The sequence below is a fragment of the Actinocorallia aurantiaca genome (genome assembly GCF_039533685.1).
Taxonomy (GTDB): domain Bacteria; phylum Actinomycetota; class Actinomycetes; order Streptosporangiales; family Streptosporangiaceae; genus Actinocorallia; species Actinocorallia aurantiaca.
This window is the reverse complement of record NZ_BAAATZ010000002.1, coordinates 184,784-200,073: the sequence shown is the minus strand read 5'-3', so window position 1 is coordinate 200,073 and position 15,290 is coordinate 184,784. Positions and strand designations below refer to the sequence as shown.

Genomic DNA, 15,290 nt, shown 5'->3' with positions numbered 1-15,290 from the left:
TATTTCAGCCTCTGAAGGCCACTACCATCGACCGCGTGGCAGCGCGGCGAGAGAAGCACCAGTGACGACGCGTTTCACGGCTGCTCTAGGAGCGTTCATCCTGCTCTTCGCGGTCACGGCCTTCTTCCCCTCCGTGGCGGCCTCCGCCTCCGTGAGATCCCAGGCCGTTCAAAAACAGCGCCAGAACGCCGTGACGGTCTCCCTGGAGTCCCTCAAACCGACGATCCTGACGCAGAAGACCAAGAAGCTGGTCGTCCAGGTGAAGATCCAGAATCTTGGGGCGCGCGCGCTGACCGGCGCGCAGGTACAGCTTCTGTACGGCGAGAGGTTCGGTACGCGCAGCCAGCTGGACCAGTTCTCCCAGAGCCAGACCGAGGAGTCCACTCCTCACACCCTGCACTCCGCCCAGCCGTTCGACCTCGCCCCCGGCGCGTCCACGACGGTGAAGCTGCCGGGCAACGCGGCGAGCGCGTTCGCCCGGTATCCCGGTGAGCTCTCCGTCTACCCGCTGGCCGTGACGGTGTCGTCGCCTGCCACCGGACGTCTCGGCGGCCTGCACACCTACATCAACTACGTCGACAAGGACGCGAAGAAGAACATCAAGCCGACCAAGGTGTCCTTCGTGTGGCCGCTCATCGACGGCCCCCACCGCACCACGGACGACAAGTTCTACGACGACAGGCTCGCCGACCTGGTCGACCCCGACAGCAACGGCCGGCTGAGCCGCCTGCTGTCCGCGCTGGACACCGGAGGCGAAGCCGTCACCCTGGCGATCGACCCGGGCCTCCTCACCGACGTGAAGGCGATGCAGCAGGACTACCGGATCCGCAGCCAGGAGAAGGACAAGCCGGGGGAGGAGAAGCCCAAGAACGCGGACGCGTCGGCCTGGCTGAGCAAGCTCAAGACCTACGTCAAGAACCAGAAGAACGCGTTCTTCCTGACGCCCTACGGCGACGTGGACAGCGTCGCGCTGGTCAACAGGCGGCTCGCCAGCGGCGAAGGCAACCTCCTGAAGGCCGCGTACGCCGACAAGAAGCTCGGCCTCGGCCTCCTGGACAAGCAGGCCGAGACCTACCCCTACCTCGCCTGGACGAACGGCGGGGCCATCAACCAGAAGACGATCGACCGCCTCGTCGCCAACAAGAAGCTCGGCAGCAACATCTTCCTGCTGAACAGCAACCAGCTGGTGGCCGGCAACACTCCCTACACCCCCAGCGCCGCGACCACCGTCCAGACGTCCAAGGGCGAGAACAAGACCGCCATCGCCTTCGACGACACCATCCAGCAGATCATCAGCGGCGACACCGGCTCCCCGGGCGCCGCGCTCGGCGCCCAGCAGCGCTACCTGGCCGAGACCGCGATGATCACCGCGGAGGCGCCCAACCTGAGCCGCACCCTGGTCGTCTCCCCGGACCGGCGCTGGAATCCCGGCGCCGCCTTCGCCAAGAGCCTGCTGAACCACAAGGACGCCAGGAGCGCCTGGCTCGCCCCCGCCCCTCTCGACAAGATCGCCGCCGCCAAGACGCCCGACCGCACGTTCGTCACCTACGCGGACGGGGAGCGCGAGCTCAGCAGGCACTACCTGGAGGGGGTGAAGGCGATGAACAAGGAGGCCTACGCGTTCTCCCGTGTCTTCTCCGAGCCCGACACCTCGCTCCAGAGGGCGGCGATGCGAGTGTCCTCCAACTACTGGCGGGGCACCGGCAAGCGCAGGACCGCCGCCTACAAGTACCAAAGCGGGGCCGTGGAGGACCACAAGGCCGAGCTCAACAAGATCAGCCTGGTCAGCGGCAAGAAGGACCGGCAGCTCGCGGGCTCGTCGGGAGTGCTGAGGCTCACCATCGCCAACGACTTCGCCCAGGGCCGCGAGCCGGTCGACATCCTCATCGAGATCTCCACCTATCCGGAGAAGCGGCTGGTCTTCCCGGACGAGGAGGGCGAGGACCAGAACAGGTACCTCCTGGAGCGGCGGATCGAGGCCGGGCAGAAGGACACCATCCAGGTGCCGGTCAAGCTCCCCACCGGGAGTTCCTTCCAGAACAGGATCGAGCTCCAGGTCAAGATCCTGAACCGGGACTACCGGGAGATCAACACCCAGAGCGTCTACGTCAGAACGACCGGGTTCTCCTCGATCGGCCTCTTCATCACCGTTGGTGCCCTCGCAGTGCTGGTGCTCGGCGTAGGCTTCCGGGGGATGCGCGCGCGGCGGCGCCGCAAGGAGGAGGAATCACAGCATGACGGAGCAGCGGTCTGAGGAGCGGACCGGGGGCGCGGCCGCGAGCCTGATGCGCTCGGGCGCACTCATGGCCCTGGGCACCATCGCCTCCCGGATCACCGGGTTCGTCCGCAGCGCCGTGATCATCATCGCGCTGGGCAACGGAGTCCTCGGCTCGATCTACAACCTCTCCAACACCATCCCGAACATCGTCTACGACCTGCTGTTCGGCGGAATCCTCACCTCGGTGATCGTGCCGCTGATCGTCCAGGCCAAGAAGCGCGACGCCGAATACGGCAAGCAGTACGAGCAGCGCTTCTTCACCGTCACGATGCTCGGGCTCGCCGTGATCACGGTGCTCGCGGTGGTGGCCGCCCCGCTGATCATGAGCGCCTACGGCGGCTCCGAGCTCCAGGGCGACGACCTGCGGCTGGCCGTCCTGTTCGCGATGTTCTTCCTCCCCCAGATCTTCTTCTACGGGGTGGGCGCCTTCGCCGGGGCGATCCTCAACACGCGAGGCTCCTTCGCCGCCCCGATGTGGGCTCCGGTCCTCAACAACGTCGTGGTCATCGGCGTCGGCATCGCGTTCCTGCTGATCCAGAGCGGCGGCAAGCCGAACGCCTCCTCCCTCACCGACGCCGAATTCCTCCTGCTGGCGGTCGGCACCACCGGCGGCATCGCGCTGCAGACGTTCGTGCTGTGGCCCGCGCTGCGCCGCGTCGGCTTCCGGTGGCGGCCCCGGCTGAACTTCCAGAAGGGCGAGCTGTCCCAGGTCGGCCGCACCGCCGGCTGGACGCTCTTCTACGTCCTGCTCACCCAGATCGGCTTCCTGATCGTCACGCGCCTCACCAACAGCGCGGGCTTCCAGGCCGTCGACGAGGGCCTGAGCGAGGCGTACGGGTACGCGTCCTACTCGACGGCCTACCAGTTCTTCCAGCTCCCGTACGCGATCGTCGCCGTCTCCGTCATCACCGCGCTGCTGCCCCGGATGAGCGGCCACGCCGCCGAGGGCAAGACCGACCTGGTCCGCGACGACTTCTCCTCCGGGCTGCGGCTGTCCTCCGTCCTGGTCATCCCCGGCGCGGCCCTCATGCTCGCCCTCGCGCCCGACATCGTGAACGCGCTGTTCGCCCACGGCAACACCAGCCCCTCCGACGCCGCGGTCATCGGGCGGATCATGCAGATGCTCGCCGTCGCGCTGGTGCCGTTCTCGATCTACCAGCTGATGCTGCGCGTCTTCTACGCCTACCGGGACACCCGGACGCCCGCTCTCATCGCGATCGGCACCGTCGCGACCAACATCGCGACCGCCTACCTCGCCTACCTGACGCTGCCCACCGAGGACATCGTCGTCGGCATCGCCGGCGCCTTCGTGGTCACCAACACCGTGGGAGTGATCCTCTGCGGAATCGTCATGCGGCGCCGTCTCGGCCGGATCGACGCTGGCCGAATCATCGTCTCCCATGTCAAGATGCTGGCTGCCGCGGGTCCGCTCGCGGCCTTCGCGCTCGGATGCCACGTGCTGCTGGAGAAATGGGCCGGAACCGGCCTCATTCCCTCCCTGGCGGCGCTCGTGATCGGCGGGCTCGGAGGTGGCCTCCTGTACCTCGTCACCGCCCGTGTCCTCCGCGTCCCGGAAGTGGAGACGATGCTGAGCACGCTCAGCGCTCGGATCCCCGGTCTGCGCTAGTCCCCTTTTCCCTACTACGATGTCAGGCACCATGGGATTCGATGTGCGGCGGAAGAGGTCATGAGTACGTCCGTCATTGAGCCCGGGACCAGGCTCGCCGGCCGGTACCGCCTCGAGGAGAAGGTCAGCGAGGCGGACGGCTCCACGATGTGGAAGGCCATCGACGAGATCCTGGCGCGGGCCGTCGCCGTCCGCACCTTCGAGCCCGGATTCCCCCGCGCGGCCGAGGTCGTCACCGCCGCGCGCACCGCGTCCCGGCTCACCGACCCCCGCCTCACCCAGGTCTTCGACGCCGACGACGACGGCGAGCTCGCCTACGTCGTCAGCGAGTGGGTCAGCGGCGAGACCCTCGAGGAGATGATCGTCTCCGGCGGTCCGCTGGCCCCCGGCCGGGCCGCCCGGTTCGTCTCCGAGGCCGCCGAGGCCCTCGCCACCGCGCACCGGGCGGGCATGTCCCACCTGTGCCTCACCGCCCGCCACCTGGTCTGGACGACCGGGGGCACGGTCAAGCTCACCGGCCTGGGCGTCGAGGCGGTGCTGTGCGGGGTCAACTCCGCCGAGCCCGCCCGGCTCGACGCGCTCGGCCTCGGCCAGATGCTCTACGCCGCGCTGACCGGCCACTGGCCCGGCGGCGCCGACGAGTCACAGCTGCCGTCCGCCCCCGAACGGGACGGCGACCACGTCCCCCCGTGCGAGCTGCGCGAGGAGGTGCCCGCCGCGGTCGACGAGATCGTCTGCCGGGCGATGGAGATCGGCGCGCCCGAGGAGCCGCTGGCCACCCCCGCCGAGGTCGCCGCCGCGCTCACCCGGGTGCCGCGCACCCCGCTCCCCCTCTTCGCCGGGCTGCAGCCGGGCCCGCCGCCCTCGGTGATCAACCGGCCGCGACGGACCGAACCGCCCAAGACGGTGCCCCAGCCGCGTCCCGCCGCGGCGACCCGGCCCACGGCCCCGCCGCCGCCGCAGCAGCCCACCGCCCAGCTGCGGATGCCGGCCGCCACCGCTTCCGCCTCCTCCTCGTCCGCATCGCAGACGGGCGGCCGAACGGTCAACCGTCCGCTGGTCGCCGCCGCGGCCGCGGTGGCCGCCCTCGTCATCGGCATCGCCACCTGGCAGCTCACCGGCGGCGACGAGGCGACCAAGGGCCCGAAGACGGAGGCCGAGGTGCCCCCGGCCGTCGCCGCCCCCACCACCAAGAAGCTGAGCATCTCCTCGGCCGAGGGATTCTTCGAGATGACCGGAGCCGGTGGTCCCGACGGCAAGGTGGAGGGCACCGCGCGCTTCATCAAGGACAAGAAGAACGGCACCTACTTCGAGACCGACGGCTACAGGGCCCCGTACGCCACCAGCTTCGGCAACTACCTGAAGGGGGTGGGCGTCAGGCTCGATCTGGGAACGTCCCGGCAGGTCAGCAAGGTCGTGCTGCACGCGCCCTCCGCGAGCGCGGGCGCCCACCTCAACGTCTACGTGGGCGACGACGACAACCGCTCACTGCTGTCCACGCTCGGCGCCGCGACCCTCGGAACGGACACCACCACCGAGATCTCGGGCAAGACCCTCGCGGGCCGGTACGTGATCCTCTGGTTCACCAAGTCCCCGTCGACCGGCAAGCTCCAGATCGGCGAGGCCACGGTTCACGGGACGGAATGATGCCCTTGTTCGGCAACAAGCAGATCGAAGTGGTCCCTGACAAGGAACTGCTCGCCAAGCACGCCCAGGGCGACCCCCTCGCCTTCCCCGAACTGGTCGCCCGGCACCGAGACCGGATGTGGGCGGTGGCCCTGCGCACCGTCGGCGACCGGGAGGAGGCCGCCGACGCACTTCAGGACGCCTTCCTTTCCGCCTACCGGGCCGCCGGGAAGTTCCGCGGCGAGTCGGCCGTCACCACCTGGCTGCACCGGATCGTGGTCAACGCCTGCCTCGACAGGCTGCGCCGCCGCACCGCGCGCCCCACCGTCGCCTTCCCCGACGACGACGTGCTGGACGCCGTCGCCCCCAAGGGCGCCGACCCCACCTCCGCGCACGAGCTCAGCCTGGACGTCGCCGACGCGCTGCGCCAGATCCCCTACGAGCAGCGGGCCGCCCTCGTCCTCGTCGACATGATGGGCTACACCGTCGAGGACGCCGCCCGGGTGCTGGAGGTGCCCCCGGGAACGATCAAGAGCCGCTGCGCGCGGGGCCGGGCGAGACTGGCGCCACTTCTCCGCCATCTTCGGAACCGAACGGACGGGCACGACGTCGGACCTTCGAACGTTGACTCAAAGGTCCGCGCCGTACCCCGCCAGGCTGGACCATCGGTGCTCGAAGAAGGAGGGAGCGCGTCGTGAACGGACAACACGTCGACTATGACGTGCTCGCGGATCTCGCCGAAGGGCTGCTGGACGAGCAGCCCGCGACATCGGTCCGTGCGCATTTGGAAGAGTGTGCGGAGTGCTCGGAGCGCTCGGCCGATCTGGTGAGTGTGAGCCGGATCCTGGCCGCGGCCCCCATGCCGCCCATGCCCGAGTCGCTCGCGGCCCGGCTGGACGCCGCGGTGCTGGCCGAAGCCAGGGAGGGAGCCCCGGTGATCGACCTGGCGGCGCGCAGGCGGATCAGGATGCAGCGCATCCTGTCCGTGGCGGCGGCCGTCACCGTCGTCTCCGGAGCGGGCCTGGCCCTCGCCAACGGGGCCCTGGACGCCGGATCCGAGAACGGCTCGGCGATCCTCATCCCCAAGGACCGCAAGCCCGTGCCGGTGGCGTCCACCGACAGGCTCCCGCTGGTCACCAGCGCCGTCCAGTACAAGAAGGACACCCTGGGCGTCCAGGTCAAGGACCAGCTGAAGAAGACCGCGGACGTCCGTGCCGGCACCGTCCCGGTCCGGTTGCTGGACTGCGTGAAGTCCGTGGCGGGCGCGTCGGCTCCGGTGCTGCTGGTGGACAACGCCTGGTTCGACGGGCGCGAGGCCACGGTGATCGTGGTGACCGAGCCGTCGTCGGACGACCTGGTCGCCTACGCCGTCGGGGCGCAGTGCTCGGGCCAGGAGCAGGACCTCTTCGCGACCACCCGGATCCCCGGCTGATCCAGGTCTCCGCCCGAAGGCCCGCCCTCATCCGGCGGGCCTTCGGCGTTCGCGCACGAGGCCCCTTCCCGCACGCCCGCAGGAGCGGCGCCGTCGAGGACGGACGGGCCGCCGCACGCCCGCAGGCCGGACGGCTCGTGACCAGGGGACCCCGCGAACGTCGGCGGGGTCAGCCGACCTCGGCCAGGAAGTCCAGGGCGATCGCCCAGGCCTGCTCGGTGTAGTGCTCGTCGTAGTCCGGCAGCCCCGGGTCGGTGAAGAGGTGCCCCGCCCCCTGGTACCGGAAGATCTCGACGTCCGCGCCGGCCTGGCGCATCTCCAGGTACCAGCTGTTCAGCCAGTCCGACGTCTCGTACAGGTCGGGGTCCGCCACGTGGAGCTGCACCGGGAGTTCGGTCTCGGCGTCCTCGGCCAGGTCGGAGGTGCCGTGGATGAGCAGCAGCCCCTTGGCGTTCTCGTCCACCAGCCCGATCGTCTGGGCGATCGCCGCGCCGAGGGAGAACCCCGCGTAGACCAGCCCCGAGGCCGAATGCGACGCCGCGACCCCGACCGCCCGTTCCAGCAGGGCGTCCCGGCCGATCTCCTCGAAGATCACCTTGGCCTCCGCCATGGTGTCGGCCACCCGGCCCTCGTACAGGTCGGGCACATGCACCACATGCCCCGCCTCGCGCAGTCTCGTCGCCGCGTCCGACACCGCCGGCCGCAGTCCGTACACAGAGTGGAACAATAGGATCTCCGCCACGCCCCTACCCTATGCCGCGGCAGGACACGCGCTACTCCGGGAATGAGCGGGCCATAGGATTCGTTGTCGCCGCATGGCAGAAGGCCACAGATCAAGGGAGCAGCAGTGAGCACCGACATCCGCAATGTGATCATCATCGGATCCGGCCCGGCCGGGTACACGGCGGCGATCTACGCGGCTCGGGCGGACCTCAAGCCGCTGCTGTTCGAGGGATCGGTCACCGCAGGCGGCGCGCTCATGAACACCACCGAGGTGGAGAACTTCCCCGGCTTCCCCGACGGCATCATGGGCCCCGAATTCATGGACAACCTGCGCAAGCAGGCCGAGCGCTTCGGCGCCGAGCTCGTCACCGACGACGTCACCGAGGTCGACCTCACCGGCCACCCCAAGGTCGTCAAGGTCGGCGACGAGTTCCACTACGCCAGGTCCGTCATCATCGCCACCGGCTCCGGCTACCGCGAGCTGGGCCTGGAGAACGAGAAGCGGCTGTCGGGCCGCGGCGTCTCCTGGTGCGCGACCTGCGACGGCTTCTTCTTCCGCGACCAGAACATCGCGGTGGTCGGCGGCGGCGACACCGCCCTGGAGGAGGCGATCTTCCTCACCAAGTTCGCTCACGTCACCGTGATCCACCGCCGGGACACCCTGCGCGCCAGCAAGATCATGCAGGAGCGCGCGCTGGCCAACCCGAAGATCACCTTCCTGTGGGACAGCGAGGTCGTCGACGTCCTCGGCGAAGACCGGGTCACCGGTCTGAAGGTCCGCAACGTCAAGAAGGACGAGATCGGCGAACTCGACGTCACCGGCCTGTTCATCGCCATCGGCCACGACCCGCGCAGCGAGCTGTTCAAAGGCCAGATCGACGCCGACGCGGACGGCTACCTCCAGGTTCAGCACCCGACCACCAAGACGAACCAGCCCGGCGTGTTCGCCTGCGGCGACGTGGTCGACCACGTCTACCGTCAGGCGATCACCGCCGCGGCCAGCGGCTGCTCCGCCGCGATCGACGCCGAGCGTTACCTCCAGGAGGGCTGAGAACGATGAAGGCAGTGACGGACAAGGACTTCAAGAGCGAAGTCCTGGAGAACGACAAGCCGGTCCTCGTGGACTTCTGGGCGGAGTGGTGCGGCCCCTGCCGGATGGTCGCGCCGATCCTCGAGGAGATCGCCGCCGAGCACGGCGACAAGATCTCCATCGTGAAGCTCAACATCGACGAGAACCCGAACGTCCCGCGCGACTACGGGATCATGCAGATCCCGACGATGAACGTCTACCGCAACGGCGAGGTCGTCAAGCAGATCATGGGCGCCAAGCCCAAGGCCGTCATGCTGCGGGAGCTCTCCGAGTTCCTGTGAGACGCCAGGCGTCGACGAGGCCCGTCCGGATCGATCCGGACGGGCCTCGTCCGTTTCACTCGGCCGGCGGGGCCACGGGGACCGGGACCGGGACCGGCGGAACGGGCACCGGCTCCGGGTCGGGCTTGGGAGCCGCGGGCAGGTCGACCTCGAACTCGCACCAGCCCGTCCAGGGGCCTGCCTGGACGTCGTCGAAGCCCTGCAGGCGCCAGCGGTAGACGCCGTCCTTCTTGAAGGTGCCGGCGGGCAGCCCGACGGTGATGGCGCGGGCCTCGCCGGGATCGGAGAACTGCATCTTGGAGTCCTGGGCGCCCTTCGCCCCGACGGTCTCCCACTCGACGCGCAGCCCGACGAAACCGCCGTCCGCGTCGGCGACCGTGCCGCCGAACGCCGCGTTGGCGACCGCGATCTCGGGCCGGCCCGCGCCGACCGCGCAACCGCCGCCGTTGAAGGAGGGGCCGCCGACGGCCTGAGGCGCGTTCCGGGCCGGGTCCCCGAAGGTCCCGCCGCCGTTGTCGTCATTGGTGCTGTAAGCCCGGATGGTGAGCTTGGCGGAGGAGGAGAGCTTGAGGAAGTTCTTCGCCTTCTTCTCATTGGTGGCGACCAGGCGGATGCTGAGGCTGCCGTCGCTCCGGTCCAGCACCCGCCGGGCGGCCTTGGTCAGGTCGAGGTCGAGCGCCTTGCCCGAGCACTTCGGCTTGACGGTCCCCAGCGTCCGGACGACCTTCGGCTGCTTCTTCCACGTCAGCCTGGCGCTGATCGTCCGGGTCTCCTGGACCTTGACGGCGGGGGCTCCGCCGCGGCGGCAGGCGTTCGGCGACTTGACCGGGACGCGCAGCCGGACGGAGCTGACGACGTCCTCGCTCATCGCGTCCGACAGGTCGATCTTGTAGTAGGCGCGGTGGACGGCCTTGCCGGAACGCCCGACCGGGACGGCGCCCTTCTTCTTGTAGAAGGACTTCTTCGGCTGCTTGCTCGACACGTACGCCCAGGCGAGCTTCGACGCCTTGGCCCGCGCGGTCGTCTGCTCGGACGCCGGCTGCTCGGCCTGGGCCGCGGGGGCCAGGACGCTCATCGACAGGGCCGTGACGGCGGTGAGGGCGGTCAGGCGTGCTTTCACGCGGAACCTCTTCGGGGTGGGGGGTCGGTGCGGGGAGCCTACCGGTCCGATGTCCGAAAAGGGATAGGGGCTGCCGAAATCGCGAAAGTGCTGAGAGGGCCTCAGGCGGGCCGCAGTGCGCCTTCCGGGGTCATGGAGCCCAGCAGGCGCTCCAGGGCCACCTCGACGTCCTCACGCCACGACAGGGCCGAACGCAGGTCGAGCCTGAGTCTCGGATAGCGGTGGTGGGGGCGGATCGTCTTGAAGCCGACGGAGAGCAGGTAGTCGGCGGGCACCATGCAGCCGCCCTCCTCCGTCTTCAGGTCGCCGAACGCCTCGATCGCCTTCACGCCGCGGCGGGTCAGGTCCTTGGCGACGCCCTGGACGAGCATGCGGCCGAGCCCGCCTCCGGCGAACTCCGGGAGGATGTGCGCGGTCATCAGCAGCACGGCGTCCGCGGAGACCGGGCTCGTCGGGAAGGCCGCCGAGCGCGGAACGTAGAGCGGCGGAGCATAAAGTACGAATCCGGCGGGAATATCATCGACGTAAGCGATTTTCCCGCAGCTGCCCCATTCGAGCAGCGTCGCCGAGACCCAGGCCTCCTTCTCCAGCTCCGGGGCGCCGGCCTCCACGGCCCGCTCCCGGCTCACCGGATCCAGTTCCCAGAACACGCAGTGGCGGCAGCGGCGGGGCAGGTCGAGCAGGTTGTCGAGGGTGACATTCACAAGGCGACGTGACACCGGGCGCACACCTTCCGTCAGTGGTCGGTCGATCAGGCCGCCTCCCCGGTCCGCCCGAACGATCGCGCCAACCGAAATGACCCCGCAGGCATCGTATCCAATACCGAGCGCCGTGAACCTCAGGCCGTACCGTACGGTGGTACCCGGCCCAGCGCCCTCACCAGGAGGAAGAAAATGGAGACCACACGCAGCGACTCGCATCTCGACCGTTACGCCGCCCGCGCACAGGGCATGGTGGCCTCCGAGATCCGAGCTCTCTTCGCGGTGGCCTCCCGGCCGGAGATCGTCTCGCTCGCGGGCGGCATGCCGTTCGTCAACGCCCTGCCGCTGGACGCGGTGGGCGCGATGCTCCAGCACCTCGTCGTCACCAAGGGCACGGAGGCGCTCCAGTACGGCTCCGCGCAGGGCGACCCGGGGCTCCGCGAACGCATCTGCGACGTGATGGCCCTGGAGGGCATCGTCGCCAGCCCCGACGACGTCACCGTCACCGTCGGCTCCCAGCAGGCGCTGGACCTCATCACGAAGATCTTCGTGGACCCCGGTGACGTGGTGCTGGCGGAGTCCCCCTCCTACGTGGGCGCGCTCGGCACCTTCGCCGCCTACCAGGCCGAGGTCGTGCACATCCCGATGGACGACCGGGGCATCGTCCCCGAGGCGCTCCGCGAGACGCTGGTCCGGCTGCGTGCCGAGAACCGCCGCGTGAAGTTCCTCTACACGGTGCCCACCTTCCAGAACCCGGCCGGCGTGACATTGTCGGCCCCCCGCCGCTCCGAGGTCCTCGCCATCGCCGAGGAGTTCGACCTCCTCATCATCGAGGACAACCCGTACGGCCTGCTGAGCTTCGACGCCCCGCCGCCGCGCCCGCTGCGCGCCGACGAGTCCGAGCGCGTCATCTACCTGGGGTCGTTCTCCAAGACCTTCGCCAGCGGCCTGCGCGTCGGCTGGGCGCTGGCCCCGCACGCCGTCCGCGCCAAACTGGTGCTGGCGGCCGAGTCGGCGATCCTCTCCCACAGCAACCTCACGCAGCTCGCCGTCCGCGAGTTCATGGACACCCACCCCTGGCGCGACCAGGTGAAGTCCTTCGCCGAGCTGTACCGCGAGCGCCGCGACACGATGCTCGAGGCCCTGGCGGAGACCATGCCCGAGGGCACCACCTGGACCAGGCCCGCCGGCGGCTTCTTCATCTGGCTGACCCTCCCCGAGGGCCTCGACTCCAAGGCCATGTCCCCCCTGGCCATCGCCAACCGCGTCGCCTACGTCCCCGGCACCGGCTTCTACTCCGACGGCCAGGGCCACCGCCACATGCGCATCTCCTACTGCTACCCCGAACCCGCCCGCATCCGCGAGGGCGTGCACCGCCTGGCCTCCGTCATCCACCAGGAACTCGCCCTCCGCGACACCTTCGGCTGACCGCCCCTTCCCCGAAGCCGCCCGGCACCCCCGGGCGGCTTTTCTTTTCCCGTCCACCGTGGATCCGCTCCATACCACCGACCCAATAGAAGCCCTTCCTCCACACCGCGAACCCGCCATGAGTCCGCTTCCGCGTCTGGGAGCGGAGCGGGATCGACTCCCTCGCAGCGACGGAAGGCCGCAGACGACGGATCCGCCGGCACGGGAAGCGTGGATGCAGGGCACGGGATCGAGAGGACAGGAGACAGATGCCCGCGGTGAGGGATGGGGGATGACCTGGGGGAGAGGAGGTCGAGGCGGTGGGAGGACCGGGGGGTGGAGAGGCGTAAGGTCCTGTTCCATGGAACGGGTGATCGTGTTGGCCGGTGGCATGTCGTACGAGCGAGAGGTCTCGTTGAGCTCGGGACGGCGGGTGGCGGACGCGCTGAAGCAGGCGGGGCTCCAGGTGGAGATCCGCGAGGCGGACGCCGCGCTGCTGCCGCTGCTGATGGAGGATCCGCCGGACCTGGTCTTCCCGGTGCTGCACGGGGCCGAGGGGGAGGACGGGGCCGTCCGGGAGGTGCTCGGGCTGCTGGGTGTGCCCTATGTGGGGGCTCGTCCTGACGCCTGCCGGTTGGCGTGGGACAAACCGACGGCCAAGGCGGTGTTCCGGCAGGCGGGACTCACCACGCCCGAGTCGGTGACCCTGCCCAAGACGGTCTTCCACGACCTGGGGGCCGGCGCCGTGATGAAGGCGGTCCTGGACCGGCTGGGGCTGCCGCTCTTCGTGAAGCCCACCCGCGGCGGGTCCGCACTGGGGGCGTCGGTCGTGCGGGACGCGGCGGAGCTGCCCGCCGCGATGATCGGCTGCTTCTCCTACGGGGACGTCGCGCTCATCGAACGGTTCATCGCCGGCACCGAGGTGGCGGTCAGCGTCCTGGAGATCGAGGGCGAGCCCACCGCCCTCCCCGCCGTGGAGATCGTCCCTCTGGGCGAGAGCTACGACTACACGGCCCGCTACATCGCCGGGCAGACCGAGTTCATCACCCCCGCCCGCCTCTCCCCCGAGATCACCGAGCGCGTACGCGAGACCGCCCTGGCCGCCCACCACGCCCTGGGCCTCCGCCACCTCTCACGCAGCGATCTCATCGTCGACCCCGACGGCGTCCCGCAGCTCCTCGAGGTGAACGTGGCCCCGGGCATGACCGAGACCAGCCTCCTCCCCCTCGCCCTCCACGCCTCGGGCCTGACCATCTCCCAGATCCTCACCTCCCTCTGACCCGCTCCCGGCCCTGTTTCCCATGAAACAGGGCCGGCCTTCTTCCGCCCCTCCGGTTCCACGTGAAACCGCACCACCAAGGCCCTCCCCGGAGGGCCTCTTCTTTTTCCGTCGACTTCTGACCCCAGCGCACAATCGCCGTTCCACGTGAAACCAAGGTGAGCCCGATGCCTGGTTCCGATATCGACTCCGAGGAAGAGGCGGAGCAGCTGGAGAAAGGGGCACCGCTCCACTTGAAGTTACGAGGAAACCGGCTCCCCTCCCAGCACCGACGCGGAGGAGAAGGGAAGGCGGCTGGAGGAGAGGGACGCCGTTCCACGTGAAACCGCGGCAAGGCCAACCCCCGCTTCCGACACCGACCTGGAGGAAAGGTGTGGGGCAGCCGGAGGAGAGGGGTGCGTCGTTCCATGTGAAACCGCGACGAGACCGGCGCCTACTCTCGTGGCCGCTGAGGGAGAGCGGCCGGGTCGGGCGAAAGGCGAAGCGGTGTTCCACGTGAAACCGCGGCAAAGCCGGTCCCTGCTTCCGACACCGACCCGGATGGAAGGGGAGTAGGGGTAGCTGGAGAAGAGGGGTGTGCCATTCCACGCGAAACCGCGACGAGACCGATGCCTGGTTCCGTGATCGATGAGGAAGGGGCGCTGGGTCGGTGAACGGCGAGGCGGTGTTCCACGTGAAACGGGAAGGGGAGACAAAAGAAAAGGCCCTCCGGAGAGGGCCTTGGAGCTGGGGGGACCGGGTGGGTCAGCTGGGGTCGTCGTCGGGGGCCATGCTGGAGATGATGCGATCGAGGTCCTCGAGGGTGGCGAACTCGACGACGATCCTGCCCTTGCGCGCGCCCAGGTCGACGCGGACCTTGGTCTCGTAGCGTTCGCTGAGGCGTTCGGCGAGGGACTCCAGGCCGGGGGCCGTGGGCTTGCGGACGGGGCGGCGGACGGGCCGCACCGGGTCGTCCGCCTCGCGCAGGGCGATGATCTCCTCCACCGCGCGGACGGAGAGGCCCTCGGCCACGATGCGGGTGGCGAGGGCCTCCATCGCCTCGGGGGAGTCGAGGCCGAGGAGCGCGCGGGCGTGGCCTGCGCTGAGGACGTTGGCGGCCAGCCGGCGCTGCACGGCGGGCGGGAGGTTGAGCAGGCGCAGGGTGTTGCTGATGTGGGGACGGGAGCGGCCGACGCGGGCGGCGAGCTGCTCGTGGGTGGCGCCGAAGTCGTCCAGGAGCTGGCGGTAGGCCGCGGCCTCCTCCAGCGGGTTCAGCTGCTGGCGGTGGAGGTTCTCCATGAGGGCGTCACGGAGCAGGTCGTCGTCCGAGGTGTCCCGGATGATGGCGGGGATCCGGTCGAGTCCGGCCCGCTGGGAGGCGCGCCAGCGGCGCTCCCCCATGATCAGCTCGTAGCGGGCGGACTCCAGGGACGTCTCGGGGTTGAGCTCCCGCACCACGATCGGCTGGAGCAGCCCGACGATCGAGATGGAGGCGGCGAGCTCCTCCAGCGCCTCCTCGTCGAAGTGGGTGCGGGGCTGGCGCGGGTTCGGGGAGATCGACTTCACCGGGAGTTCGGCGAACCTGGCGCCGTCCACCTGGTCGAGGCCGGTGCTCGCGCCGGCCGCGTGCTCCGGACCCGGCGCGGCGGCCGCGGCGGGCGCCGTCGGGATCAGCGCGCCCAGGCCCCTGCCCAGACCTCGAGGCTGACGTGAAGCGCTCATTCTCGGCCCCCGTAGACGTGCACGT

At 69.7% G+C, this 15,290-nt stretch carries 13 protein-coding genes; 9 read left to right on the top strand and 4 right to left on the bottom strand.

Annotated features, from left to right (window positions below):
- Positions 1–61: 61 nt before the first annotated feature.
- From ABD327_RS01715 to ABD327_RS01695, 5 genes are read left to right on the top strand one after another with little or no spacing between them, the layout of a single operon-like run.
- Positions 62–2,254 carry a DUF6049 family protein gene (locus tag ABD327_RS01715; protein WP_344448267.1) on the top strand — a complete coding sequence of 731 codons (2,193 nt, stop codon included), beginning with the start codon at positions 62–64 and terminating at the stop codon, positions 2,252–2,254.
- A complete protein-coding gene (murJ, locus tag ABD327_RS01710) occupies positions 2,235–3,905 on the top strand; it encodes a murein biosynthesis integral membrane protein MurJ (RefSeq protein WP_344448265.1) in 1,671 nt (556 codons plus the stop codon). The genes ABD327_RS01715 and murJ overlap by 20 nt, the downstream gene beginning before the upstream one ends.
- Positions 3,906–3,965: 60 nt before the next feature.
- On the top strand, positions 3,966–5,552 hold the full coding sequence (locus ABD327_RS01705) for a protein kinase family protein (protein ID WP_344448264.1): 1,587 nt from the start codon (positions 3,966–3,968) through the stop codon (positions 5,550–5,552).
- A 5-nt stretch (positions 5,553–5,557) separates the two neighbouring features.
- Positions 5,558–6,229, top strand: a complete 672-nt coding sequence (sigM, locus tag ABD327_RS01700; protein WP_344448263.1) for an RNA polymerase sigma factor SigM — start codon at positions 5,558–5,560, stop codon at positions 6,227–6,229.
- Positions 6,226–6,963 (top strand): anti-sigma factor family protein, encoded by a 738-nt coding sequence (locus ABD327_RS01695; RefSeq protein WP_344448262.1) that lies wholly within the window; start codon positions 6,226–6,228, stop codon positions 6,961–6,963. Before sigM ends, ABD327_RS01695 begins: the two co-directional genes overlap by 4 nt.
- 169 nt (positions 6,964–7,132) lie before the next feature.
- Here the strand turns inward: ABD327_RS01695 and ABD327_RS01690 are convergent, their stop codons facing one another.
- Entirely contained in the window at positions 7,133–7,705 is a 573-nt protein-coding gene (locus ABD327_RS01690; RefSeq protein ID WP_344448261.1) for a dienelactone hydrolase family protein, read from the bottom strand.
- Positions 7,706–7,810: 105 nt separating this feature from the next.
- Here ABD327_RS01690 and trxB point away from each other — a divergent pair, with 105 nt between their 5' ends.
- Positions 7,811–8,737 carry a thioredoxin-disulfide reductase gene (trxB, locus tag ABD327_RS01685; RefSeq protein ID WP_344448260.1) on the top strand — a complete coding sequence of 309 codons (927 nt, stop codon included), beginning with the start codon at positions 7,811–7,813 and terminating at the stop codon, positions 8,735–8,737.
- A 5-nt stretch (positions 8,738–8,742) separates the two neighbouring features.
- Positions 8,743–9,057 carry a thioredoxin gene (gene trxA / locus ABD327_RS01680; RefSeq protein ID WP_425547022.1) on the top strand — a complete coding sequence of 105 codons (315 nt, stop codon included), beginning with the start codon at positions 8,743–8,745 and terminating at the stop codon, positions 9,055–9,057.
- A gap of 55 nt (positions 9,058–9,112) precedes the next feature.
- On the opposite strand, the gene ABD327_RS01675 is transcribed toward trxA, so the two are convergent.
- Positions 9,113–10,177 (bottom strand): DNRLRE domain-containing protein, encoded by a 1,065-nt coding sequence (locus ABD327_RS01675; RefSeq protein ID WP_344448259.1) that lies wholly within the window; start codon positions 10,175–10,177, stop codon positions 9,113–9,115.
- 101 nt (positions 10,178–10,278) lie between these two features.
- Positions 10,279–10,896 (bottom strand): GNAT family N-acetyltransferase, encoded by a 618-nt coding sequence (locus ABD327_RS01670; protein ID WP_344448258.1) that lies wholly within the window; start codon positions 10,894–10,896, stop codon positions 10,279–10,281.
- 174 nt (positions 10,897–11,070) lie between these two features.
- Between ABD327_RS01670 and ABD327_RS01665 the strand changes: the two genes are divergently transcribed.
- Together ABD327_RS01665 and ABD327_RS01660 are read left to right on the top strand one after the other, a co-directional pair.
- Positions 11,071–12,306, top strand: a complete 1,236-nt coding sequence (locus ABD327_RS01665) for an aminotransferase-like domain-containing protein (RefSeq protein ID WP_344448257.1) — start codon at positions 11,071–11,073, stop codon at positions 12,304–12,306.
- Positions 12,307–12,646: 340 nt separating this feature from the next.
- Entirely contained in the window at positions 12,647–13,564 is a 918-nt protein-coding gene (locus tag ABD327_RS01660) for a D-alanine--D-alanine ligase family protein (RefSeq protein ID WP_344448256.1), read from the top strand.
- A 744-nt stretch (positions 13,565–14,308) separates the two neighbouring features.
- Here ABD327_RS01660 and ABD327_RS01655 read toward each other — a convergent pair.
- Positions 14,309–15,265: a ParB/RepB/Spo0J family partition protein gene (locus ABD327_RS01655; protein WP_344448255.1), complete on the bottom strand. Its 957-nt coding sequence runs from the start codon at positions 15,263–15,265 to the stop codon at positions 14,309–14,311.
- Between the last annotated feature and the right edge of the window lie 25 nt (positions 15,266–15,290).

Coding starts and splice junctions, on each gene's coding strand:
- ABD327_RS01655 (WP_344448255.1), bottom strand. CDS start 15,265: ATGAGCGCTTCACGTCAGCCTCGAGGTCTGGGCAGGGGCCTGGGCGCG.
- ABD327_RS01665 (WP_344448257.1), top strand. CDS start 11,071: ATGGAGACCACACGCAGCGACTCGCATCTCGACCGTTACGCCGCCCGC.
- ABD327_RS01705 (WP_344448264.1), top strand. CDS start 3,966: ATGAGTACGTCCGTCATTGAGCCCGGGACCAGGCTCGCCGGCCGGTAC.
- murJ (WP_344448265.1), top strand. CDS start 2,235: ATGACGGAGCAGCGGTCTGAGGAGCGGACCGGGGGCGCGGCCGCGAGC.
- trxA (WP_425547022.1), top strand. CDS start 8,743: ATGAAGGCAGTGACGGACAAGGACTTCAAGAGCGAAGTCCTGGAGAAC.
- ABD327_RS01660 (WP_344448256.1), top strand. CDS start 12,647: ATGGAACGGGTGATCGTGTTGGCCGGTGGCATGTCGTACGAGCGAGAG.